The 23,148-nt window shown below is 61.7% G+C and carries 24 protein-coding genes and 2 pseudogenes; 12 read left to right on the forward strand and 14 right to left on the reverse strand.

Annotated features, from left to right (window positions below):
- Nucleotides 1–59: 59 nt before the first annotated feature.
- Nucleotides 60–557 carry a glutathione peroxidase gene (locus MB84_RS19925; protein WP_046293023.1) on the reverse strand — a complete coding sequence of 166 codons (498 nt, stop codon included), beginning with the start codon at nucleotides 555–557 and terminating at the stop codon, nucleotides 60–62.
- 221 nt (nucleotides 558–778) lie between these two features.
- On the opposite strand from MB84_RS19925, the gene MB84_RS19930 reads away from it, so the two are divergent.
- The 3 genes from MB84_RS19930 (at nucleotide 779) to MB84_RS19940 (ending at nucleotide 3,546) form a co-directional block, all read left to right on the forward strand.
- Nucleotides 779–1,492: a YggS family pyridoxal phosphate-dependent enzyme gene (locus MB84_RS19930; protein ID WP_046293024.1), complete on the forward strand. Its 714-nt coding sequence runs from the start codon at nucleotides 779–781 to the stop codon at nucleotides 1,490–1,492.
- 75 nt (nucleotides 1,493–1,567) lie between these two features.
- Complete coding sequence (gene proC, locus MB84_RS19935; RefSeq protein WP_046293025.1) at nucleotides 1,568–2,380, forward strand: pyrroline-5-carboxylate reductase; 813 nt, start codon at nucleotides 1,568–1,570, stop codon at nucleotides 2,378–2,380.
- Nucleotides 2,381–2,574: 194 nt separating this feature from the next.
- Nucleotides 2,575–3,546 carry an N-acetylmuramoyl-L-alanine amidase gene (locus MB84_RS19940; RefSeq protein ID WP_084009887.1) on the forward strand — a complete coding sequence of 324 codons (972 nt, stop codon included), beginning with the start codon at nucleotides 2,575–2,577 and terminating at the stop codon, nucleotides 3,544–3,546.
- 69 nt (nucleotides 3,547–3,615) lie between these two features.
- Here the strand turns inward: MB84_RS19940 and ubiA are convergent, their stop codons facing one another.
- The 6 genes from ubiA to MB84_RS19970 all read right to left on the reverse strand — a co-directional run bounded on the left by ubiA (nucleotide 3,616) and on the right by MB84_RS19970 (nucleotide 8,900).
- Entirely contained in the window at nucleotides 3,616–4,482 is an 867-nt protein-coding gene (ubiA, locus tag MB84_RS19945) for a 4-hydroxybenzoate octaprenyltransferase (protein WP_046293026.1), read from the reverse strand.
- Nucleotides 4,483–4,625: 143 nt separating this feature from the next.
- Entirely contained in the window at nucleotides 4,626–6,020 is a 1,395-nt protein-coding gene (locus MB84_RS19950) for a 4Fe-4S binding protein (protein ID WP_211279319.1), read from the reverse strand.
- Between the two features lie 159 nt (nucleotides 6,021–6,179).
- Nucleotides 6,180–7,019 (reverse strand): FTR1 family iron permease, encoded by an 840-nt coding sequence (locus MB84_RS19955; protein ID WP_046293027.1) that lies wholly within the window; start codon nucleotides 7,017–7,019, stop codon nucleotides 6,180–6,182.
- Nucleotides 7,020–7,085: 66 nt separating this feature from the next.
- Nucleotides 7,086–7,442, reverse strand: coding sequence for a cupredoxin domain-containing protein (locus MB84_RS19960; protein ID WP_084009888.1), 357 nt, complete (start codon nucleotides 7,440–7,442; stop codon nucleotides 7,086–7,088).
- Nucleotides 7,443–7,505: 63 nt separating this feature from the next.
- Complete coding sequence (locus MB84_RS19965; protein WP_046293028.1) at nucleotides 7,506–8,129, reverse strand: iron transporter; 624 nt, start codon at nucleotides 8,127–8,129, stop codon at nucleotides 7,506–7,508.
- Nucleotides 8,130–8,438: 309 nt separating this feature from the next.
- Nucleotides 8,439–8,900: an Lrp/AsnC family transcriptional regulator gene (locus MB84_RS19970; RefSeq protein ID WP_039401071.1), complete on the reverse strand. Its 462-nt coding sequence runs from the start codon at nucleotides 8,898–8,900 to the stop codon at nucleotides 8,439–8,441.
- A 546-nt stretch (nucleotides 8,901–9,446) separates the two neighbouring features.
- On the opposite strand from MB84_RS19970, the gene MB84_RS19975 reads away from it, so the two are divergent.
- From MB84_RS19975 to MB84_RS19995, 5 genes are all read left to right on the forward strand, one after another.
- Entirely contained in the window at nucleotides 9,447–10,250 is an 804-nt protein-coding gene (locus MB84_RS19975) for an amino acid ABC transporter permease (RefSeq protein WP_046294036.1), read from the forward strand.
- Nucleotides 10,247–10,900, forward strand: coding sequence for an amino acid ABC transporter permease (locus MB84_RS19980; protein WP_046293029.1), 654 nt, complete (start codon nucleotides 10,247–10,249; stop codon nucleotides 10,898–10,900). The genes MB84_RS19975 and MB84_RS19980 overlap by 4 nt, the downstream gene beginning before the upstream one ends.
- Nucleotides 10,884–11,612, forward strand: coding sequence for an amino acid ABC transporter ATP-binding protein (locus MB84_RS19985; protein ID WP_046293030.1), 729 nt, complete (start codon nucleotides 10,884–10,886; stop codon nucleotides 11,610–11,612). Before MB84_RS19980 ends, MB84_RS19985 begins: the two co-directional genes overlap by 17 nt.
- A gap of 64 nt (nucleotides 11,613–11,676) precedes the next feature.
- A complete protein-coding gene (locus MB84_RS19990; RefSeq protein WP_046293031.1) occupies nucleotides 11,677–12,474 on the forward strand; it encodes a transporter substrate-binding domain-containing protein in 798 nt (265 codons plus the stop codon).
- A 272-nt stretch (nucleotides 12,475–12,746) separates the two neighbouring features.
- Nucleotides 12,747–13,166, forward strand: coding sequence for a c-type cytochrome (locus tag MB84_RS19995; RefSeq protein WP_084009889.1), 420 nt, complete (start codon nucleotides 12,747–12,749; stop codon nucleotides 13,164–13,166).
- 20 nt (nucleotides 13,167–13,186) lie between these two features.
- On the opposite strand, the gene MB84_RS20000 is transcribed toward MB84_RS19995, so the two are convergent.
- Together MB84_RS20000 and MB84_RS20005 are read right to left on the reverse strand one after the other, a co-directional pair.
- Entirely contained in the window at nucleotides 13,187–14,695 is a 1,509-nt protein-coding gene (locus tag MB84_RS20000; RefSeq protein ID WP_046293032.1) for a SulP family inorganic anion transporter, read from the reverse strand.
- 188 nt (nucleotides 14,696–14,883) lie between these two features.
- Complete coding sequence (locus MB84_RS20005) at nucleotides 14,884–15,504, reverse strand: superoxide dismutase (protein WP_425415919.1); 621 nt, start codon at nucleotides 15,502–15,504, stop codon at nucleotides 14,884–14,886.
- Nucleotides 15,505–16,192: 688 nt separating this feature from the next.
- On the opposite strand from MB84_RS20005, the gene MB84_RS20010 reads away from it, so the two are divergent.
- Nucleotides 16,193–17,047, forward strand: a complete 855-nt coding sequence (locus MB84_RS20010) for an EamA family transporter (protein WP_046293034.1) — start codon at nucleotides 16,193–16,195, stop codon at nucleotides 17,045–17,047.
- 16 nt (nucleotides 17,048–17,063) lie between these two features.
- On the opposite strand, the gene MB84_RS20015 is transcribed toward MB84_RS20010, so the two are convergent.
- The 4 genes from MB84_RS20015 to MB84_RS20030 form a co-directional block, all read right to left on the reverse strand.
- Nucleotides 17,064–17,762 (reverse strand): Lrp/AsnC family transcriptional regulator, encoded by a 699-nt coding sequence (locus tag MB84_RS20015; RefSeq protein WP_211279320.1) that lies wholly within the window; start codon nucleotides 17,760–17,762, stop codon nucleotides 17,064–17,066.
- Between the two features lie 151 nt (nucleotides 17,763–17,913).
- Nucleotides 17,914–18,600, reverse strand: coding sequence for a cation diffusion facilitator family transporter (locus MB84_RS20020; protein ID WP_084009890.1), 687 nt, complete (start codon nucleotides 18,598–18,600; stop codon nucleotides 17,914–17,916).
- A 216-nt stretch (nucleotides 18,601–18,816) separates the two neighbouring features.
- Nucleotides 18,817–19,194 (reverse strand): cytochrome c, encoded by a 378-nt coding sequence (locus MB84_RS20025; protein WP_046293036.1) that lies wholly within the window; start codon nucleotides 19,192–19,194, stop codon nucleotides 18,817–18,819.
- 70 nt (nucleotides 19,195–19,264) lie between these two features.
- Nucleotides 19,265–20,185 carry a LysR family transcriptional regulator gene (locus MB84_RS20030; protein ID WP_046293037.1) on the reverse strand — a complete coding sequence of 307 codons (921 nt, stop codon included), beginning with the start codon at nucleotides 20,183–20,185 and terminating at the stop codon, nucleotides 19,265–19,267.
- Nucleotides 20,186–20,344: 159 nt separating this feature from the next.
- On the opposite strand from MB84_RS20030, the pseudogene MB84_RS20035 reads away from it, so the two are divergent.
- A pseudogene (locus MB84_RS20035) lies at nucleotides 20,345–20,758 on the forward strand (SDR family NAD(P)-dependent oxidoreductase); the annotation flags it as partial.
- 40 nt (nucleotides 20,759–20,798) lie between these two features.
- Here MB84_RS20035 and MB84_RS20040 read toward each other — a convergent pair.
- A protein-coding gene (locus tag MB84_RS20040) for an IS3 family transposase (protein ID WP_157122635.1) occupies nucleotides 20,799–21,886 on the reverse strand; the annotation gives its coding sequence in 2 pieces (ribosomal slippage) (nucleotides 20,799–21,637 and nucleotides 21,637–21,886; 1,089 coding nt in all).
- A 60-nt stretch (nucleotides 21,887–21,946) separates the two neighbouring features.
- Here MB84_RS20040 and MB84_RS20050 point away from each other — a divergent pair.
- Nucleotides 21,947–22,306, forward strand: a pseudogene (locus MB84_RS20050) (SDR family NAD(P)-dependent oxidoreductase); the annotation flags it as partial.
- 148 nt (nucleotides 22,307–22,454) lie between these two features.
- Nucleotides 22,455–23,108, forward strand: a complete 654-nt coding sequence (locus MB84_RS20055) for an HAD family hydrolase (protein ID WP_211279321.1) — start codon at nucleotides 22,455–22,457, stop codon at nucleotides 23,106–23,108.
- Nucleotides 23,109–23,148: the final 40 nt, after the last annotated feature.

Here is a 23,148-nt window from a genome sequence, read left to right on the forward strand (position 1 = left end):
ACGTCCACATACGTCCGCAAAAATCATCCAAAACCAGCTAAAAGCTGCTGAACGACGGCTCAAGCGGGCAGCAGCTTCTCGATGTCGGCGCGAATCGCTTCGGGCTTGGCGGTCGGCGCATAGCGCGCGATCACATTGCCCGACGCGTCGACGAGAAACTTGGTGAAATTCCACTTGATCGCCTTCGTCCCGAGCACGCCGCGCTTTTCCCGCGTCAGAAAGTCGTAGAGCGGCGCGGCTTCGGGGCCTTTGACGTCGATCTTGGCGAACATCGGAAAACTTACGTGAAAGCGCAGATCGCAGAAGCTGCGAATCGCCTGCGCGTCGCCCGGTTCCTGTTTGCCGAACTGGTTGCACGGGAACGCCAGCACCTCGAAGCCGCGCGGGCCGAGTTGCTCATAGAGCGTCTGAAGACCGGCGTACTGCGGCGTAAAGCCGCATTCGCTGGCCGTATTCACGATCAGCAGGACCTTGCCGCGATATTGCGACAGGCTCACGGACTCGCCGGCGAGCGTCTGGACAGAAAAATCGTGCACGCGCTGCGGTTGGGCGCTCATCGGCGTCTCCCTTTGGATGTTGGCACCGCGCAGTCTGCCACAACGCCGGTCCGACGGGCGTACGGCCCGCCTCCCCCGCACTTTTGTCGGACGCCCGCCACGGGTAGCACCTAGTTATTTGCCGGGTAGCACCTCGGGTGCGTGCACGGCTATAATCGTTCGCTCAACCCCGATCCCGCCGATCCTGCCGAAGAATCTGCCGAACCCGCCGAATCTGTCTTATGTCGACCATCGCTGCACATCTCGACGACGTCCTCTCCCGGATTTCCCGCGCGACCGCCGATGCCGGACGACCGGCAGGCAGCGTGCGCCTGCTCGCTGTGTCCAAGACTTTCGGGTCGGACGCCGTGCGCGAAGCGGTCATCGTCGGTCAGCGAGCGTTCGGTGAGAACTACGTCCAGGAAGCGCTCGATAAGATCGTCGCGCTTGCCGACGTGCGCGTCGACGGCGAACCGCTGGAATGGCATTTCATCGGGCCGCTGCAGAGCAACAAGACGCGTCCGGTGGCAGAGCATTTCGACTGGGTCCATTCCGTCGACCGGCTTAAGATTGCAGAACGCCTGAGTGCGCAGCGCCCGGTGGATCTGCCGCCGTTGCAGGTCTGTCTTCAGGTCAACATCAGCGGCGAAGCGAGCAAGAGCGGCGTGACGCCGGAAGAGGTACCCGCTGTCGCGCGCGCCATCGCGGCGCTGCCGAATCTGACATTGCGCGGCCTGATGGCGATTCCGGAACCGGAAGACGATCCGTCGCGTCAGCGCGAGCCGTTCAGGGCGGTGCGCGAACTCTTCGACACCCTGCGCGCGGACGGTCTGGCGCTCGACACGCTCTCGATGGGCATGTCCGGCGACCTCGAAGCGGCGGTGGCCGAGGGTGCGACAATGGTGCGCATCGGCACCGCGATTTTCGGCGCACGCGATTACGGCTCACGGGCCTGATCGCGAGGCGCGAACACAGCAGCAACGTCATACACAACGCAACACGCAACGTAGTACGCAACGCAAAGGATGGTTATGAGAATTGCATTCATCGGCGGCGGCAACATGGCCAATGCCCTGATCGGCGGACTCGTCAAGCGCGGCACGGCACCGCGCGACATTCTCGCGATCGACGTCAACGAATCGACCCGTGAGGGTCTGGTCAAGCAACACGGCATCGACACCGCCAGCGCGCCGAATGATCGTCTGCGCGACTTCGACACGCTCGTGCTGGCCGTCAAACCGCAGGTGCTCAAGGATGTTGCACAAGCCCTTCAGCCGCATCTGAACGGCCAGTTGGTGATCAGCATCGCGGCGGGTATCCGCGCATCCGATCTGGCCCGCTGGCTCGGTGGCCACAACCAGATCGTGCGCTGCATGCCGAACACGCCCGCGCTGATCGGCAAGGGCATCACCGGTCTGATCGCGCTCTCCGGCGTGGATTCGGATCAGCGCAAACGCGCGGAAAGCGTGTTGAGCGCAGCCGGCGAGATCGTGTGGGTCGACAAGGAGAGCCAGCTCGACGCCGTCACTGCCATCTCCGGCAGCGGCCCGGCCTACGTGTTCTATTTCATCGAAGCACTGGAGCAGGCGGCGCACGAATTGGGCTTCACGCCCGAGCAGGGGCGTCAGCTCGCCATCGCAACGTTTACGGGCGCGTCGCAACTCGCGGCCGACTCCACCGAACCGGCCAGCGTACTGCGTGAGCGCGTGACGTCCAAGGGCGGCACCACCTTCGCCGCGCTCACCTCGTTCGAGAACGACGCGATCAAGGCCGCCATCGTGCGCGGTGTGAAGGCCGCCAACGCGCGCGCCAAGGAACTCGGCGACGAACTGGGCGATGCGTAAGATCGCCTGAGATCGCGCGCGACCGCCCGCACGGTCCAACGCCGACGCATTCCCGGCCCTGAACAGAGCCATCTGAGCATCACCCGACACGCCGATATCGCCTCGTGCGATATCGGCGTGAGCTTTTTTCGGAAGTCTCCGGCCGACGACGAGGGCTACGCTTGCCCAGCCCCTCACTACATGCCGGAAGCACGATGCCCCACGCCCGACACACCCCCGACGATGTGTCGACGACGCCGTCACGCCGCAAGTTTTTCACCCAGGTGACGGCGGTTTCTGCCGCACTGAGCGGCGCCCCACTTTCGCTTCACGCCAGTGCGCCCGCCGCAGACTCAGGTTCGTCTGCGCCCCGCCAATCATCCTATGACGTAAAGACCGACGCTTCGCCGAACCACGAATCTCGTATCCGTACGCTCGTCTTGCACTACACCGCACTGCCATTCGAGCGAGCGAAGGAAATACTCACCGCGCCCAACCGAAAGCCAGCCGTCAGTGCCCATTACCTTGTACCGGAGGCCGCTGGCGACAACGATCGCTTCACCATCTACGAACTCGTTCCCGAATCCCGTCTCGCGCATCACGCAGGGCGCAGTTGGTGGCTCGGAGAACGGCTGCTGAACGGAACGTCGATCGGCATCGAAATCGTCAATCTCGGATTCCCCGCCACCGACAACCGATTGCCGCTGGAGAATCGCCAGTGGTACGAATATCCGGCGGCTCAGGTCGCCGTCGTCGCTGAATTGATCGCGGACATCGCCGCTCGCCATCAGATCGCACCGAACCGGATCGTCGGACACGCCGACATCGCTCCGGGACGGAAAACCGACCCCGGTCCGAAGTTTCCGTGGGAAGCGCTGGCCACCCAGCACAACCTGGGCGCATGGCCGGATGCCGACACCGTGAAGTGGTACGAAAATCGTGCGCCCTATGCCGACGATGTCGGCGCGCTGCAGGCCAAATTGCTGGCCTACGGTTACGACACCCCGCAAACGGGCCAGATCGATCAGGCGACGAAGAACGTCATCGAGTCTTTCCAGATGCACTTCTGCGCCGGGCATCGATACGACGGGGTGCCGGATGCGCAGACCGTCGCCATACTCGACGCCCTGCTCGAGAAATACCTGGGCTGGCCACGACCGTCAGCGCCCGGCACAGGCGCCGCATAAGAGGGCGGGACGCGGGACATACGAAAACGGCGCTTCACGCGCCGTGTTCATCGATGTCTTAGGGACGCATTACGCCGTGAGCAGATAGTGTCCGGCGATCCCGGCAAAGACCGCCGCACCGAGCCAGTTGTTGTGGCGAAACGCGGCGAAGCAAGGCATGCGCTCGCGGCCACGGATGAGGAAGTAGTGATAGATGGCGAAGCTGACGGCAACCGCCATGCCCAGCCAGAACGGCCAGCCAAAGCCGAGGTACACGCCCACGCCCGCCTGAATGCCCAGCGCACCCACGTAGCAGAGCATGACGGCGACCACGTCGAAGCGTCCAAACGTGATGGCCGACGTCTTGATGCCGATCTTCAGGTCGTCGTCGCGATCGACCATCGCATATTCCGTGTCGTAGGCGAGCGACCAGAACACGTTCGAGAGCAGCAGCACCCACGCGAGCACCGGCACCTGATCCTGCACGGCCGCGAATGCCATCGGAATACCAAAGCCGAACGCGACGCCGAGATAGGCCTGCGGCAACGCGAAAAAGCGTTTGGTGTACGGATACGTGCCCGCCACGAACAATGCCGGAATCGACATCCACTTGGTCAGGGCGTTGAGCGGCAGGATCAACAGGAAGCTCACGAGGGCGAGCGTAGCGGCCACGGCCACCGCTTCCCATGCGCGAATGCGTCCCGACGTGATGGGACGCTCTTTCGTGCGTTTGACGAACTTGTCGAAGTCGCGGTCGGCGTAATCGTTGATGGCGCAACCCGCAGAGCGCATCAGAAAGGTGCCGAGCGTGAAGATCACGATCAGCAGCGGGTCGGGATGTCCGTTCGACGCGATCCACAGCGCACAGAGCGTCGGCCACAACAGCAGCACGGTGCCGATCGGCTTGTCGAGACGAACGAGTCGGAAATACAGCGGAAGACGTTGAGCGAGCAACATGGGCGGGCGTCACACAGAAAGACTTGTGGCGCTATTGTAGGCCACGGGCCGGAGGCTCGCCAATTGGCGTTCCGGCCCCTGCCATTCGCTCGGATTGCTCGGATTGTTCGGATTGTTCCGGTTGCGCCCGTCGCGCCGGATCGTTACCAGATCCAGAACATCAGCAGCCAGAGCCAGTTGACGAGCGCGAGCGCCGCCACGATACCGGCCATACCCGCCAGACGCCGCACCATCGACGTCGCGTGACGGCCTGTCACGCGCCAGCCCAGCCACAGGCTCCACAACGTGGTCACGGCGAGGATGGTGGCGCGCACGTCGTTCGCCCAGTAGATCGGCAGATGTTCCGCACGCAGCAGGCTGACCGTCGTCGCCGACAAGCCGATGAACACGCCCGCACCGGCAATCGGAATCAGCGACTGCACCAGATGATTGAAGCGCGACGTCTGCCACGCCCCCATTGCCCGGTTCGCAATCGCGAAGATGAGCGTGAACGCCAGCCCCAGCACGAGACCGTTGCCGAGAATGTAGGTCACGACCATGCCGCCGTCGAGCCAGCTGAAAACGTCGCTCTGTTCAGGGTAATTGGTAAAGACGAACCACGGCGCATTCGTCTCGAACGGCCACATGATGCCGCGGTCGATCAGCCACGTCGCCAGTTCCGTCTTCGTTGCGACGAACCACGGGTTCACCGTCCAGTGGAACGCGCCGATGGCCACACCGAGCAGACCGAAATTGACGAGCACGCTGTCCCAGACGCTGTTGTTCTCCGTCGCGCCGTACTTCACGATCTCTTCGCTGGGCGAGCGGCCCGTGAGTTCGATAGCGTCGCGATGCCCGGCGCAGCGGCCGCACATATGGCACTGCGCACCGCCCTTCATATTGCGCAGCGGCACGAGCGGCGCGCAATTGATCGGGATGATCTTGTGGCCCTTGGTGTTGTACGACTGACGCCAGGCGTCTTCATTGACCTTGAAGTGAAACGGTGCGAGACGCGCCAGCAGTGCGAACACGCCGTTGACGGGGCACAGGTACTTGCACCACACACGCTTGTCGCGTCCGTAGAAATAACCGATCACCATCGCGCCGATGGTCGAGCCGCCCAGCACCAGCAACACCGCCTTCGGATACTGGTAGACGCTCACCATCTGGCCATACAGCGTGGTCCCGGCGAAGGCGACGAACGGCCAGCCGCCCCAGCGCATCCAGCGCGGGATCGCGCGCCCCCGGCCATGTCGGCTTGCGAATTCGGAGAGCGTGCCTTCCGGGCAAAGGACACCGCACCACACGCGCCCCATCAGCACCATGCTCAGCAGCACGAACGGCCACCAGATGCCCCAGAAGGTGAACTGTGCGAAAACGGTGAGGTTGTTGAGGATGTGTGCCGTCTCGTCCGGCAACGGCATCAGGACAGGTACGCAGATCAGGAACGCATACACCAGCACGATGACCCACTGCACGCCACGTATCAACTTGCCGTGGCGTTGCATCAAGAGGCCCAGGCGGGCCAGTCGGTTCGGGACAGTGATGGCGATGCTCATGCGTAGCTCTTGCTCGGGTCTTGCGTCGGGGGATTACCTTGTGGAATGACGGATCTCATGTGCGGCGTGTCCGTGCAGTCCGGTGCTGCCTGAATGTGCGCTGATTGCGCACTAACGTGCGTCGCCGGGCGGGATCGCCACCCGGTGCGCACTACCCGCTTACGCGGGCTTCACCTGCTTGGCCGACGGCGCGCCTGCCCGCTTGAGCAGCACCCACATGAACAGCCAATACACGGCGTACACCAACAGATTCATGCCGGACGGATGCGCGCGGTAGCCGGTCAGTGTAGCCACGAGGCTACCGAAGGGGCTGGCGTCATCCAGAATCGCGGAAGTATCCCACAGTTGGTCGACCAACGTCGGTACAAGCTCCAGCGAGATCAGGCGGTCGAGCCCCGACTCCAGCAAACCGGCCGCGAGGAACAGCAGCATGATTTCGGTCACGCGGAAGAACAGACGCCACGAAAAGATCTTGCCGCCCAGTTGCAGTAGCCAGAACGTGACGAGCGCCAGCGCGAAGCCGATCGCGACGGCGAGCCACATCGACATCGGTACGCTGCCGCCCTGACCGAAGCCCAGACCGTACAGGAAGATGGCGGTTTCGCTGCCTTCGCGGGCAATGGCCAGCGCGACCAGCACCAGCACGCCCCACCATGTGCCCTGATCGTGATTTTTCTGTAGCGACGATTCCATGTCGCGCTTGAGCGTTCGCCCGTTGCGCTTCATCCAGAAAACCATCTGCACGATCAGCACGCAGGCCACGAGCACCATGGCCGTCTGGAAGTAATCCTGCGCGTCGCCCGAGAGCACTTCGGTGAAGCCGACGAGCGCGGCGCCCAGACCGACCGCTGCGGCGATGCCGAGCACAACACCCGCCCACAGATAAGGCAGGCCGCGCTTCGCACCGTGATCCGGGTTGGCCAGCCAGGCGTGCAGAATGCCGACCACCAACAATGCCTCGACGCTTTCGCGCCAGACGATGAACATGACCTGACCCATCGTGTGATTCCTTTTGTAATGCGTGTACTACCGTGTGACTGAAACGACAACGTTCGGCTTGCCGACTTACTTGGCGACGATCACGCCTTGCGCCTGCTGGTGGAAGTCATCGAAAAACTTGTACTCGCCCGGTTGCAACGGGGCGATCACAACGAACGACTGCGCGCCGGGTGCAAGCACCTTTTCCTTGCGCAGTTGCAGACTTTCAAACTCGACGGCATTCGTTCCGGTGTTGTGCACCTCGATCTTGATGCGCTTGCCGGCCGGCACTTCGATACGTGTCGGATTGAGTTTGCCGTTGTTCATTTCCAGCTTGAAGGTGGGCAGGTCGTCGGCACGCGCGGTCTGCGCTGCACCCAATCCGAACAAGGTCACCACCACGGCCGCCATCGTGGCCAACAGGCGCGCGATGCGCTGATTCATCCTTGTGCTCCAAATGAAAACAGCGCTGGTCGTCTGACCAACGCTGCATCAGGTTATCCCGGCTTAGTAGCCGCCCTTCTTGCCAATGCCCGAGAACGTGAAATCGACCGTCTTCGTGATCGGCTTGAACCACGGACCCACGCCGGTTTCCTTGTCGACGTGACGGCCGAAGCACCACGGGCCCATGCCGCCATGCGCGGCGTGCGCACCGGCTGCCGGGGTGCCGCCCATCTTGCAACCGAACTCTTGCAGCGTGCCCGGTGCATTCACGACCATCGTCAGTTGGTACTTGCCGATGCCCGTGAGCTTCACGTTGTCGCCATAGTGCGGACCGTCGCTTGCGACCATCGGCATCATCAGACCTTCGACTGCTGCGCCGTCCGGCGTCTTGCCGTCCGCCTTCATCTTCTGAAGCTTGTACGTGATTTCCAGACCCGGGATCCAGTCGCCTTCGGCGTAACCGTTCGGGTTGTTCTTGATCGCGTGAATATCGGCTTCGAGGTGGATGTCCGACTTCGCGGCGTCGCGCATCATGCCGGCCGGTTCCATCGTGATCGGCTGGAGGTACACGGTGTTAATTTCCATGCCCGCCGTATTGAGCGGTTTGCCGATCGGGAATTCGGCGGCCTGAGCCATGGTGGCCGCACCGGCAAGCAGCACCGCTGCCACGAGGGATTTCACGCGCATACACACTCCAATGTTTTGTCGAGAAGTTAATGCAAACAATTCTCAATAAGTTTAGCACTATCGCCACAGGCAGACAAACCGGCGACACCATGGAAACTTGGGGGGAAACGGGGAAAGTGCGGGAATGTTGAGGGTTGCACGAGCCCCGGCGGGCTTGCCCGGGATTCTTAGCATCCGGTTACGGAAAATTACCGAATGCCCGGTGACGCACCATGACCCCGTCGATCTGTCACGCGGCCGACACCATAACCGTCAATTGTTAGTAAAGAATTAGGGGCGAATTCGGGACGAATTAGGGGTACAAGCCGTTCAGGGCAGCACCCCGCCCCGGTCGATCTTGCGCGCGAGTACCACCGACGTGGTGGTCCGGGTCACACCGTCGATCTCGCCAATGATGTCGAGCAAGGCGTCGAGCTGATCGGCCGATGCGGCATGCAGCCACGCCACATAGTCGAACTCGCCGCTCACGGAGCACAACAGATGGATCTCGGGCATCTTGTTCAGACGTCGCAGCACATCGCGTCCCGAGCGCGGCTGGACGCTGATGCTCACGCAGGCTTGCAGCCCGCCGCCGATCGCGTCCTGCCCCAGCCGGACCGTGTAACCGGCGATGACGCCCGCCTGCTCCAGCCGCCCGAGCCGCGCGACCACGGTGGTGCGCGCCACGCCGAGACGTCGCGCCAGATTTGCCGTGCTCTCACGGGCATTCACCCGCAGCAGCGCGAGCAGATTGCGGTCGAGTTCGTCGAGGGCCGTCGCGGAAAGTGTCATCGAACTTCTCTGGAACGGGAGCCAGCGGGCGGCACGAGCGGTTGTCTCTCGGTCATGGTCGTGATTTCGGACGGGATGTGCGGGCAGCGATCTGTCAAACGACGATTGGCGAACGCGCGTCGATGGGCCATCAAGGACGATCGATCTGCGTTTGTGGCGATGCGAGATTATAAAGCGGTGCCGCTGCGCAATGCGGCGAGCCAGCCCTCATGCCCCGCAACGTCGCCCTTCATGCCCACCCAAGAGATACGATGACAAGGGTATCGGTGCGCCCGCCGTCAACCCGACGTTGAGGGCACTTCACGCAACCTGCGACGCCCCGCCACACCATCGCAAACCGCCCTTAACCCTTGTCCTATCAAGGCAATAGCCAAGGGTATCCCCCCAAGGGATGACTATTGACAACGCCGATGGGCGATGCGCAAAATCACATCACTTATATGACGACGTACAAGAAAGACCACCACGGCGACTGCGGATGTCATGACCGCAACGATTGCTGCCTGGCGCGTCGGCCCCGAACGTCACCGGAGACAGGCGTTTGCCATGCATTTTTCGTTGAATTTCGCCCCGCTGGCTCCTTACTGGCCGGTTTTCCTTGAAGGCGCATGGCTCACGCTGAAGATGACCGTCTTCTCGGTCGTGATCGGCACCGTGCTGGGCACACTGGTCGCTTTCGCCAAACGCAGTCCCAACCGTCTGCTCTCGCGTGTGTGCGGGATCTACATCGAGTCGGTCCGCAACACGCCGTTCCTCGTGCAGATCTTCCTGCTGTACTTCGGCCTCGCCAGCATCGGTGTTCATTTGCCGACATTCACGGCGTCGGTCCTTGCCATGGTGATCAATATCGGTGCCTATGCGGCCGAGATCATTCGCGCCGGTCTCGAATCGGTGCCGCGCGGTCAGATCGAAGCGGCCGAGTGTCTGGGGCTGTCGAAGTGGCGCATTGCGTGGCACGTGATGCTTCAGCCGTCCATCGAGAAGGTGTACCCGTCGCTCACGACCCAGTTCATTCTGATGATGCAGGCGTCGGCCATCGCGTCGCAGATCTCCGCCGAAGAACTCACTGCCGTGGCCAACACGGTGCAATCGGACACGTTCCGCTCGCTTGAGACGTACATCGTCGTGGCCGCACTTTATCTGGCGCTGTCGCTGCTCGTGAAGCTCGTGGCGTGGGCGGCGGGCGAGTACTTCTTCAAGCGCCGCCGCACCGTGCGACGCGCTGCCGCGCAAACTGCTCAGGCCGCACGTCGCCGCGCGGCCGCCTCGCGCGCAGCAGGGGCTGCCAACATAGCGCAGAACACCTCCGGCACCTCGGCTGGCAACACCGCGCAACGGAGCGCTTCATGATCGGCAATTTCTCGCTCACCTATCTCGGGTACATGGTGCAGTCCATCGGCTGGACGCTGGTGCTCTCTGCCCTGGCCTTCGTGCTCGGCATGGCCGGTGGCTTTCTGGTGATGCTCGGGCGCATTTCGCCGCGCCGCTGGCTGCGTTTGCCCACACAAGTGTTCATCGAAGCGATTCAGGGCATCCCCCTGCTGATTCTGCTGTTCATCGTCTACTTCGGTCTGTCGGTGTACGGCTTCGAGCTGCCCTCGATCGTGGCCGCCGCCCTCGCGCTGATGGTCTACACGAGCGCCTATCTGGGCGACATCTGGCGCGGTTGCGTCGAAGCGATGCCGCGTGCGCAATGGGAAGCGGCGGAGTGCCTGTCGTTCACCCGCTGGCAGACGCTGCGTCTCGTGATCATTCCGCAAGCAGTGCGTCTGTCGCTGCCGCCGACCATCGGTTTTCTGGTGCAGATCATCAAGATGACGTCGCTCGCCTCGGTCATAGGCTTCGTCGAACTGACCCGCGCAGGACAGATCATCAACAACTCGATTTTCCAGCCCTTCCTCGTGTTCTCGCTGGTGGGGGTGTTTTATTTCGTGCTGTGCTACCCACTCTCGCGCTGGAGCGCATCACTGGAGGACAGGCTCAATGTCGGCAATCGTTAAGGTCAATGAAATTCACAAGCGCTTCGGCGACAACCCGGTGCTCAAGGGCGTGTCGTTCGAAGTGGAGCGCGGTCAGATGGTCGCCATCATCGGCGCCAGCGGCTCGGGCAAAAGTACGGCCTTGCGTTGTATCGACCGTCTGGAAACCATCGACGAAGGCTCCATTGAAGTGTGCGGCATTCGCGTGGAGGATCCGTCCATCGACCTGCATCGGTTGCGTCGCGAAGTCGGCATCGTCTTCCAGAGCTACAACCTGTTTCCGCACCTGAGCGTGCGCGAGAACATCATGCTGGCGCTGCGTCACGTAAAGCGCATGGCGCGCAGCGAAGCCGAAGAAGTCGCCAAGCGTGTGCTCGCGCAGGTCGGTCTTTCGGACAAGGCCGACAGCTATCCCGAGCAACTCTCGGGCGGGCAGCAGCAACGCGTAGCGATTGCGCGCTCGCTCGCCATGTCGCCGAAGGTCATGCTGTTCGACGAAGTAACGTCCGCACTCGATCCGCAACTCACGGGCGAAGTGCTGCGCGTGATGGAAGACCTCGCGGCAGACGGCATGATGATGTTGCTCGTCACGCACGAAATGGCGTTTGCCAAGCGCGTGGCCGACCAGATCATCTACATGCATCAGGGCAAGGTCTGGGAAGTCGGCCCGGGCGAGATGCTCGACAACCCGAAGACCGCCGAACTGCGCGCGTTTCTCGCAAACGGTCTGTAAGCGACCGGCCGGTGCCCCGTCAGTCCACATTGCAAGACAACAATCACCCGAAGGAGACCATTGCATGAAACTCAAGACGTTCTTCACCCAGGTCTGCGCCGCCGTTGCGCTTGGCGCGGTGGCCCACGCAGCGCTTGCCGATCAGCTCGACGACATCAAGAAAGCGGGCAAGATTCGCGTGGCCATCGCCATGGGAACGCCGCTTTACTCGTACGCCGACGCCAACCTGAAGCCGGTCGGCTCGGACGTCGAGACGGCCGAACTGCTCGCGAAGGACCTGGGCGTGAAGCTCGATATCGTGTCCGTGACGAACGCCGCACGCGTGCCAACGCTGCAAGCGAACCGCGCCGACCTCGTGGTGGCCGACCTGTCGATCACGCCGGAACGTGCGCAAGTCGTGGACTTCTCGGCACCGTACGCCGTGATCTCGATCATCGTGGGTGGACCGAAGAGCATGAACATCAAGAGCTACGCCGATCTGGACGGCAAGCGCATCGGACTTACGCGTGCGACCGTCAACGACACGCTGACCACGGCGAACGCCAAGGGCGCGCAGATCGTGCGCTATGAAGACGACGCCACGCTGATCACGTCGATGGTGACGGGTCAGGTCGACATCTTCTCGAGCACGCCGTCGAATCTCGGCGAAATGCAGAAGCGCGCACCGGCGAAGAACCTCGAACTGAAGTTTGCGCAGAAAGAATTCGATCTGGGCATCGCGCTGAACAAGAACCAACCGGCGCTCAAGGACTGGGTCAACAACTGGGTCAAGACCAATCTGAAGAACGGCAAGCTCAACGAGATCTACAAGAAGTACCATGGCCGCGATCTGCCGGACAGCGTGACCAAGGGCGGCGCATAAAGACGACGTATAAGCACGCTCAGCGTGCAAGCGTAGAGAGTAAAGGCCGATAGCGTAGTGAAAGGCCGTCCCGGCATCGGCAGGGACGGCCTTTTGACGTCTGGCTCATTGAAGGCGGCCGAAGGGGCGACGGAGCGACGGGGGTCGCCGCGACCTCGCGACACGATGTCGCAGCGCCGCCCTTTTGAATCACTGGCAGTGGTTCACGGAAAGGGGTAAGTTAGCGGCTTGCTTTCGTCCTCGCTTTCGTCTTTTTTGCCCGACTCGATCCCATGACCGCGCACGCCTGTCGCCCCGCCCTATCGCTTTCGCTCACCGCACGCCTGCGCGGCAGTCTCTTCGCGCTGACGCTGGCCGCCGTCACGGCGCCCGCCATCGCGGCGGGAGATATCGAAGCAGGCAAGGCGCTGTTCGCTTCGCGTTGTGCGTCGTGTCATTCGGTCGGGCCGATGGCGGCCTCAGGCTTCGGCCCGCAACTCAACGGGCTGGCAACGCGTCGCGCAGGCAGTCTCGGGGACTTCGATTACTCGAAGGAGATGAAGCAATCAGGCCTCGTGTGGGACGACAAAACGCTCGCCACCTTCATCGCCAATCCCGGCAAAACCGTGCCGGGCACCAAGATGCGCTTCTGGGGCATCGGGAACGAACGCAAGGTCGCCGACCTGATCGCGTACCTCCACACGTTCAAATGACGCAGAAGCGGGGCGTCGCATCAGACCTCGGCGAGACGCACGCCTGCCCGCTCAAGCATGTGCTGATTACGTGAAGAAAGGTTGACGAAATGCAGGTTCTTGCCAGCCTTCCCATAGCGCTCGCGCAGCGTCTCGAATGCCACGATGGCCGAGTGGTCGGCCACGTGCAGATGGCGGCAATCGACCACGACGTCATGCACATCCGACAGCGGCCGGAACAGGTCCTGAAAGTTGGCCGTCGACGCGAAGAACAGCGTACCGTGCAGGACATACGTGCGTGCATCGACCGCTTTTCCGTCGGCACCTTTAGCAGCATCTACCACTTCGGCGCGAATTTCGCGTGCATGCTGCCAGGCGAAGTTCAGCGCCGCAATCACGATGCCGCACATCACCGCCACTGCCAGATCGGTGAAGACGGTGATGACCGTCACGGCGACGATCACCAAAGCGTCGTTGCGCGGCACCTTGCCCAGCACGCGCAGCGACCCCCACGCGAAGGTCTGCTGCGCGACGACGAACATCACGCCGACGAGCGCCGCAAGCGGGATGCGCTCGATAAGCGGCGACAGGAACAACACGAACAGCAGGATCATGATGCCCGCCGTCGCCCCCGAGACACGGCTGCGTCCGCCTGAGCTCAGGTTGATCATCGTCTGTCCGATCATCGCGCAGCCCCCCATGCCGCCGAACACTCCCGAGACGACATTCGACACGCCCAGCGCGAGGCATTCGCGATCGGGGCGGCCACGCGTTTGCGTGATCTCGTCGGTGAGGTTGAACGTCAGCAGCGTCTCCAGCAAGCCCACGATGGCCATCAGCAATGCGTACGGGAAGACGATGCGAAGCGTCTCCAGCGTGAGCGGCACTTGCGGCAGATGCAGCGTCGGAAATGCGCCCGCGATGTGGGCCATGTCGCCGAGCGTGCGCGTCGGCAGGTTCAGCAACTGGCTAAGCACCCCGACGCCGACGATGGCCACGAGCGCCGGCGGCACCGCCTTGGTAAGGCGCGGCAGCACGTAGACAATGAGCATAGTGAGCGCAACCAGCGCACACATGACCGCGAGCGGCATGCCGTGCAGCCACACGCTGCCCTGCGGCGTCGCCTGCTTGAAGTGTTCGAGCTGCGCCAAGGCGATGATGATCGCGAGTCCGTTCACGAAACCGATCATGACCGGATGCGGCACCATGCGAATCAGCTTGCCGAGCCGTAGCAGGCCGAACAGCATCATCAGCACACCACCGAGTACCACGGTTGCAAGCAGATACTGCACGCCATGCTCGACGACGAGCGCGACGATCACCACGGCCATCGAACCGGCCGCACCGGAGATCATGCCGGGACGTCCACCAAAGATGGCTGTGAGCGCACAGATGATGAAAGCACCGTAAAGGCCCATCAGCGGGTTGACTTGCGCCACCAGCGCGAAGGCGATGCACTCGGGCACCAGCGCAAAGGCGGTGGTAAGCCCGGCAAGCACGTTACCGGGGAGGTTCGGGAGCCACTGCTCCCGAAGCGTTTGAGACTTCATGAATGACGTTGAGGCGCAGATGCAGCGAATTTGCAGCGGAGGCGCATTTTACCAGCCGGAAGATTTTCGCCCCGATGGGCATGTCGGACGACGCCCATGAAGCGCGCTTGTATCAATGAGGAAAGCCCTGACACGTCAGGGCTCCCCTTATTTGCGACAGATGAATCGCGCAGGGTTGAAAACCGATATCAAATCCGCGCGTAGTTGGCCGACGCGAACGTCCAGTTAAGCTTCTTCGCAATCGTCTCCGCCAGATAGTCGGGACGGCGATTCTGGTAGTCGAGGTAGTACGCGTGCTCCCAGACGTCGACGGTCAGCAGCGGTAGCTGTCCGCTGCGCGTGAACGGCGTCTCGGCATTCCCCGTCTTCACGACCGCCAGTTCGCCCTTGTCGACGACGAGCCATCCCCAGCCGCTGCCGAACTGCGAGGCGCTGACCGACAGCAATTGCTTCGACAACGCCTCCAACGAACCGAACTTGCCGACGATGGCGCGGCTCAGGCGTTCGTCAGGCGAGGTTTGCACGGGGCTGAGCGACTTCCAGTAAAAGTTGTGATTCCAGGCTTGCGCGGCGTTGTTGAAGATGTCCTCCATCTCCTCGCGGCCGTGCGACTTCAGAATGAGTTGTTCGAGCGTTGCGGTGGCGAGCGGCGTGTCGGCGAGCAGCTTGTGCAGATTCGTGAAGTACGCCTGATGATGCTTGCCGTAGTGAATGCCGACGGTGCGTGCCGAGATCACGGGCTCCAGCGCGTCCTGCGCGTAGGGCAGGTTCGGCAGCGACTGCGGCGACGCGCCCAGATAGGCAAGCAGCGCCGCCTCATCACGCGTCTCGAGCGTCTTGCCTTGCGGCTTGGCGCTCGTCTGCGAAGACGTTGCAGCAAAACCGAGATTCGACATGACGAGTGCAGCGCCGCCGAGCGAACCGCTGGCGAGCATTTGACGGCGTGACAGGAGCGTGTTGGACATAGTCATTTCCAGTTCGTTTTGGGGAGGATAAAGCGCGCGGTTGCGAGCGCCGTCTCACTCACATAACGCCCGCGACCCTGGACTTATTCCATCCGTTGGAAAAAAAAACCCGTGGCAAGCGACTGTCGGCGCGGACTTCGCACAATCCGAATAAAGTGTGAGAACATCCGCGCCATCCGCATCATCCTCACCCGCAGCATCACTGGCATGACCCGCACCAAAAGCAGATCGATCCGATCAGTCCACGGGCGTCAGAAATGCGAAAATTGCGGACCTGGTCCCGAACGCAGGGCACTGGCCCATGGAAGAACAACCGGATGCCACGATGACGGCGATTACCGAATTTCTTCAGTAAGCGCCTTTGCACTGCATCATCGATGCTTGCATGACAGGCAACGCGCAACGCGCATGAGTTTTTGCATCGTCCGACGTCGAAATTCGGTTAAATCACTCGGATACGCGACACTTGCGAGGCGATAAATCAGGGGAGGAAATTAAAATTTCCTCTCCTTCGTCATTGCAACAGACTCCGATGTTCAACCACCGGAACGTGCCATTCGCCGCCGCATTCGCGGGCATGGTCTCCGTCCAGACCGGCGCGGCCTTCGCCAAAACGCTGTTTCCCCTCGTCGGCAGTGAAGGCGTTGCCGCGCTGCGCCTTGGCCTGTCGTCTCTCGTCCTTGTCGCCGCGCTTAAGCCCTCGCGATTGAATTTCCGCGACGCGGGCGTTTCGTGGCTCACGATGCTCACCTACGGCGTCACGCTGGCGCTGATGAATCTGCTCATCTATCGCGCGTTCGCGTATATCCCGGTCAGCGTCGCCATCTCCATCGAAGTCATGGGGCCGTTGAGCGCGGCCTTGCTGACGTCTCGACGCGCGTCCGATCTTGTCTGGATTGCGCTGGCCGCGCTCGGCATGGTGGGGCTCGCGATTGGCGACGTCAAAGGCGAAATCGATATTCGCGGCGTCGCGTTCTCGCTGGCAGCCGCTTTGTTCTGGGGGATCTACGTGCTCGTGGGGCGCAGAGCGTCGGCCGGTGGCGGGCAATCGGTGGCGGTCGGTATGACGATTGCTGCGATGATTGCCGTGCCCCTGGGGATCGCGCAGGCGGGCACGGCGCTGATGTCCATACACGTGCTGCTGGTTGGCTTCAGCGTGGCCGTGCTGTCCAGCATGCTGCCGTTTCTGCTGGATATCTACGCGATGCGCCGTTTGCCCGCGCGCGTGTTCGGCGTGCTGCTGAGCGGGTCGCCAGCCGTCAGCGCCATCGCCGGGTGGGTGGTTCTGAATGAGACGCTGACGCCGACGCAGTGCGCCGGGATCGCGTGCGTCGTCGCAGCATGCGCGGGGTGTGCATTGTTTTCGCGGCCGCGTGCCGACGCGTGACGTCCTGGTGCTGTCGTCAGATCAGCTCGAAGAGCGGGAGCTTCAGGCCGGTCTTCACCTGATCGAGCACGATGAGCGTCCGATAGGTGAGGATGTCCGGATTGTCGGCGAAGTGCTGACGGACGAGTTGCTCGAAATGCGGAATGTCGCGTGAAATCATGATGATGATGAACGAGACGCCGCCGTTGACGAAATAGCACTGTTGAATTTCGTCGACGCCCCGAAAATAGCGCTTCGCACGATCCATCACAACGCTTCGATCCTCGACCAGTCGCGATTCGATGACAGCCGTCACGGGATTGCCGACCATGGCGGGGTCGAGCACGGCGACGTTGTCCCGGATGACGCCCCGCGCCTCCAGCCGACTGATGCGCCGCTGCACCGACGCCGTGGAAAGCCCCACCTGCTCGGCAATGGCCGCGTGCGATTGCCGGTTGTTCGTCTGAAGCAGGTCGAGGATGTTCAGATCGAACCGGTCCAGATCGGCTTTGCTGGCGCTATTGTGGGCGCTTTTGTCGGCGCCTTTTTCCGTTTTATTTTTCATGGACCGGGAATGTGTTTCGAGGGGGTCGGCGCTCACGGGCGACCGGTTCGCCATTCTACGACGCGCATCGACCCGGATCGGGGACCGGGGAAACCGCCCGTCTTCGACGTCTGACGCGGTCCGCGATGGCCATGTTGTATCCCCCCGTACGTCGGCGTCGGCTTCGGTCATAGCCCGCTGGCCACGCCCGGCTGGTCGATGTCGTTCGACGCCGGTGTCGCCTACGGCGAGCCGACCGTCGAACTCGACGTGCCGCCCCTCATCACGGCTATCGTGGGACAGGTCACCGTCGACGATGAGCGTCAGCAGCTTCAGGACAAGGCTAACAAGCTGAAGTTCTACCCGATCGTGAATGTCGGGGTGACGACGCTCCGTCGCAATCCGTGCCGCTGTGACCGTCGGCACATTCCGCGTCTTCGATCTGAATCGTGGCGTGTTCGACGTTGAATCGTGTTGCGAGACGCTGCTGCACGGCAATCATGGCGTCACGCGCACTCACGCCGGGCGCGGGCACAGCGTGCAGTGTGATCATGTGGCGCCCGCCGGTGACGGACCACGCGTGGATGTGATGTACGCCCTGCACCTCCGTCACGGTCGTCTCCAGATCGGCTTTGATCTGCGTCGGACTGAGCGAATGCGGTGTGCCTTCGAGCAGGATATGCGCGGAGGACTTCACGCTACCCCACGCGCTTTTCAGGATGGTCAGCGCGACGAATATCGAAAGCAGCGGGTCGATGGGTGTCCATCCCGTGAAGAGAATCACGCCAGCCGCGACGATGGCCGCCGCCGACCCAAGCATGTCGCCCATCACGTGCAGCCACGCGCCGCGCATGTTGAGGTTTTCGCGATTGCCGCGGTGCAGGACCATGAAGGCGGCAATATTGGCGAGCAGTCCGGCGAACGCGACGACGAGCATCGTCATGCCGACGACCGGCACCGGCGCGGCGAACCGTCGAATCGCTTCGATCACGATCCATGCCGCGATGACGAAAAGCGCGCAGCCATTCACGAATGCGGCGACGACTTCGAGACGTTTGACGCGATCCCGATCCGCTTCTGATCGGTAACGCCACTGGTGTGGCTATGACCGGCATGACTGTGCCCTGCGTGACCGTGAGCATGCCCGTGGTGATGCCCGTGCTCATGAGCGTCGTTCGGTGAGTGCGACATGGCAGACCTCGCGTCGAGATGAGAGGATTCTAATCCTGAGGCGAAGACTTCGTCGTCAACGACCTTTCAAGATCACGCCCGTCATGTATTGGTGCAGATCGCGAAAATCCTGAACGCGCCACGCATACGGTGCAAGCTTCACCCCGTTTTCGCGCAACGTTTTTGGAATCAGGTCGCCGTTCGGGCGAAGAATGACGGATGAGACGATCACGCCGGGATAGTCGTTGAGCCGCTTCTTGAATGCGGACGTTGTCAGGTCCGGCGTGGGCGGGGTGCTCTTCGTGGCCAGCGGCCCGGATCCTTTGAGATCGACGCCGTGGCACATGGCACATCTCTGGGTGTACAGGTTCTTTCCGTTCGCAATATCGGCGAACGTCGGAGTCGTTTGCAGCAGCGTCGGAAGCGCAAACAGAGCGACAATGGTTTTTTTCATTTCTTGAAGAGAATTTAATCGCTTATAGCGCAGTGGATATCGGGGACATAGCGCGCCCGCCGAAATGCAGTCATTCGCGTGGCCAGCGCCACGTCGGTTCACTCAGATGTTCGGCAAAGTAGTCCGACAGTGCGCTTACTTTCGCTGGCCTTGCGCGAGCGGACGGGGTAACGAAGTACAGTCCCCCTTTCGTCAACGACCATCCGGTGAGAATCGCTTCGAGCCGCCCATCGCTCAGATATTCGGCGGCGATGAACTCCGGCAACTCGGCGATAGCGAGTCCTTCGAGCAGCATCGGCAGCAGCGCATCGGAATTGGTCACGCGAAGCGGCCCGGCTGGCGTCACCAGTTCCTCATCTCCGGCATCGTTGGTAAAGCGCCATACGTCGCTGCGCGCGCGATAGGCATATGACATGCAGGGCCGATCCACCAACTCGCGCGGATGCGCCGGTCGACCTTCGCGCTTCAGATACGTCGGTGATGCGACGACGAATTGCGTCACCGCGCACAAACGTCGCGCGACTAGCGACGAATCCGGCAGCGCGGCAATGTGCAGCGCCGCATCGAATCCATCCGCCACGAGATCGACGGTCGAATCGGCGAGATGCAGGTCGACCTGAACGTCCGGATACCGCCGGAAAAACTCCGGCATCAACGGCGCGACCCAACGCACCCCGAACGACATCGGCACGGCCAGTCGCACCAGCCCGCGAGGCTGCACGGACATCTCGCGGGCAGCGCCCTCCGCCGCCTCGGCTTGTCGGTAAATCTCGCCAGCCTTCTCACACAACGTGCGGCCGAACTCGGTCAGCGCAAGTTGACGCGACGTGCGATTGAGCAGCCGCGCGCCCAGCCGGTCCTCCAGACGAGCGACGCCGCGCGACACGGTGGCGACCGACACCCCCATCTCGCGCGCCGCCGCCGCAAAGGAGCCTTCCTCCGCGACTTTGGCAAACATCGCGAGTCCTTCGAAATCAGGCAGTTTCGACACGATTACCCATCATTTCAAATTTGCAACGTTGATTTGCAATTGATTCTATTTCGAAAACAAGGGCGCGTCGATATTCTTAACTCATCGCAACCGACAACGCGCTGCGACCGCCGGACACCGGCCCAACCAACACATCGAATTGAACGAAGGAGCAACACCATGGCACGCAAGCTCGACAACAAGATCGCACTCGTCACCGGCGCAACCAGCGGTATCGGCCTGGCTACGGCACAACGCTTTGCTGCCGAAGGCGCACACGTTTATCTGACGGGCCGCCGTCTGGCTGAACTCGATGCCGCCGTCGCATCGATCCGTGAGGTCGGCGGCACGGCTACCGGTCTCCGCGTCGACTCGACGAAGCCGGACGAACTCGATTCGCTGTATAAGCAAATCGGCGAAGCACACGGCCGTCTCGACGTGTTGTTTGCCAATGCTGGCGGCGGCTCGATGCTTGCCCTCGGCGACATCACCGAGGCGCATTACGACGAGACGTTCGACCGCAACGTGAAGGCCGTGCTGTTCACGGTGCAGAAGGCGTTGCCGCTGCTGGCAGACGGTGCCTCGGTGATCCTGAGGTAATGCCCCCGTTTTCCACGGTCAGCAGAAGTAGAAACTAAGCGACCATGGCAAGCCGCTGCTTCGGGGTAAAACCGCCCAATGCCATATTCGGGCGCTCGTGATTGTAAATCCACATCCAGTCGGCCGCCGCTTCGCGAACCTGCTCCAGGTCCTCCCACAGGTACTGCGACAGCCATTCGTATCGCGCAGTCCGGTTGAACCGTTCGATATACGCATTCTGCTGCGGCTTGCCCGGCTCGATGTATTCCAGCCGGATGCCTTGCTTCTGCGTCCATGTCACGATGGCCGCACTCAAATATTCCGGGCCGTTGTCGCACCGGATGACCTTCGGCTTGCCTCGCCATTCCATATGCTGCTTCAGCGTGCGAATCACCCGCTCGGATGGCAACGAGAAATCCACCTCGATGCCCAGCGCCTCGCGGTTGAAATCATCAATCACGTTCAGCGTCCGGATACTGCGCCCGTCAACCAGTTGGTCATGCATGAAGTCCATCGACCACACTTCATTGATGGCCTCCGGTACCGATAGCGGCTGCGGCGTTTCGCGCACCAGCCGCTTTTTCGGCTTGATGCGCAGGTTCAGCTCCAGCTCCCGGTAAATTCGGTAAATGCGCTTGTGGTTCCAGCCGAATCCCTTCACATTACGCAGGTAGAAGTAGCACAGCAGAAAACCCCAGTTGCGATGGCAGCCCGTAATACGCAGTAGCCAGTCGGCAATCTCTTCGTTCTCCGTGTTCAACTTCGCCGCGTACCGGTAGCACGACTCGCTGATGCCGAGCACCGCGCACGCCACACGAATTGACACGCGCCGCTGTTGCACAACTTGCTTTGCCATCTCGCGCCGACGAGATGGCTTCAGAACTTTTTTTGCAGGGCCTCCGAGGCAATCTCAGCCTTGAGCTTCTCCTCGATGTACATCTTGCGAAGCCGGGTATTCTCCGCCTCCAGCTCCTTCATGCGCGACATCATCGACGCGTCCATGCCGCCGTACTTCGAGCGCCACTTATAAAACGTTGCCGAACTGATGCCCAGTTCTCGGCACAGCTCCGGCACCGCCAGCCCAGCCTCCGCGCGCTTGAGCGCCTCCAGTATCTGGCTGTCCGTGAATCTCGACTTCTTCATCTGCAGAACTCCCTCTTAACGAGAAAATTCTACTTCTCCTAGCGGTGGATTTCAGGGGGCATTACCCTGACCGGTTCGACGGCTGGCAGCTCGGGGACTGCGGCGTTCAGTGTGTACTCGGCCTCGAAGGCGGCGGTGCGCGCGTTTGCCCGCAGTTGGATTCTTGACCTGAAGCCGCGCCGCATCCGCGTGAACACGATCAGCCCTGGGGCGACCCGCACCCCCGGCCTGCTCGATCTGGCGGGCGACGACGCCGCGCAACGTCAAGGGCTGGCCGACTACCTTGCAGCGCAAATCCCGCTGGCGCGCCTTGGCGAACCGGAGGAAATTGCCAGCGCCGCCCTGTTCCTCGCTTCGGACGATGCCAGCTTCGTGAACGGTGCGGAGTTGTTCGTCGATGGCGGTCAGCAGCAGATTTGAGCGTAACGACATAACGAAGCCCGGGTGGACGGCACACGTTGTGCGACGTCCGGGCTTCGAAGTCGGCGACGTCTTCCGGTCCGTTACAATTTATGGCTCTAAATCATCGTTACCTTCGCAGGTAACGCATGGGAAATCGGAAGGAAGCATGAACCAACTTGATCCAATGCAGTCGCCATGCGTTGTCGATACGGTGATTTTCGATCTCGGCAACGTTCTTATTCAATGGAACCCTCGTCATCTTTTCACGAAGATCTTCGGCGACGATGAAGCTGCGATGGAGCACTTCTTGTCCGAGGTCTGCAACGCCGAGTGGAACGAGCAACAGGATCGCGGTCGCCCATGGAAGGAAGCCATTGCTGACGCAGTTGCACGGCATCCCGCTCACGAATCCAATATCCGGGCCTATTTTGATCGCTGGGAAGAAATGATTCCTGGCGAGATCGAAGGTACAGTCAAGATTCTGGAGCAGTTGCGTGACCTGAATGTCCGACTTCTGGCGCTGACTAACTGGTCTGCTGAGACGTTCCACATTGCTGAAGCTCGGTTCCCGTTCCTGAAGTGGTTCGAGGGAATTGTCGTCTCCGGTCGTGAGCGTCTCATACAACCCGATCCGGCCATCTTCAATCTGATCATCGAGCGCTATCACCTGCGCCCGGAAGCAACGGCCTTCATCGATGACAGTGTCCGCAACGTCGAAGCTGCCGAGCGCGCAGAAATGCGCGGCGTACATTTCCGGGGTCCTGATGAATTGCGTGCCCAATTGCGGGCGATGGGTTTCTCGCTTCCGGAAGGGTCGTGATGTCGGAGATCTGATCGACAACATCCCGCCAGACCGTGCG

The sequence above is a fragment of the Pandoraea oxalativorans genome (assembly GCF_000972785.3).
GTDB lineage: Bacteria > Pseudomonadota > Gammaproteobacteria > Burkholderiales > Burkholderiaceae > Pandoraea > Pandoraea oxalativorans.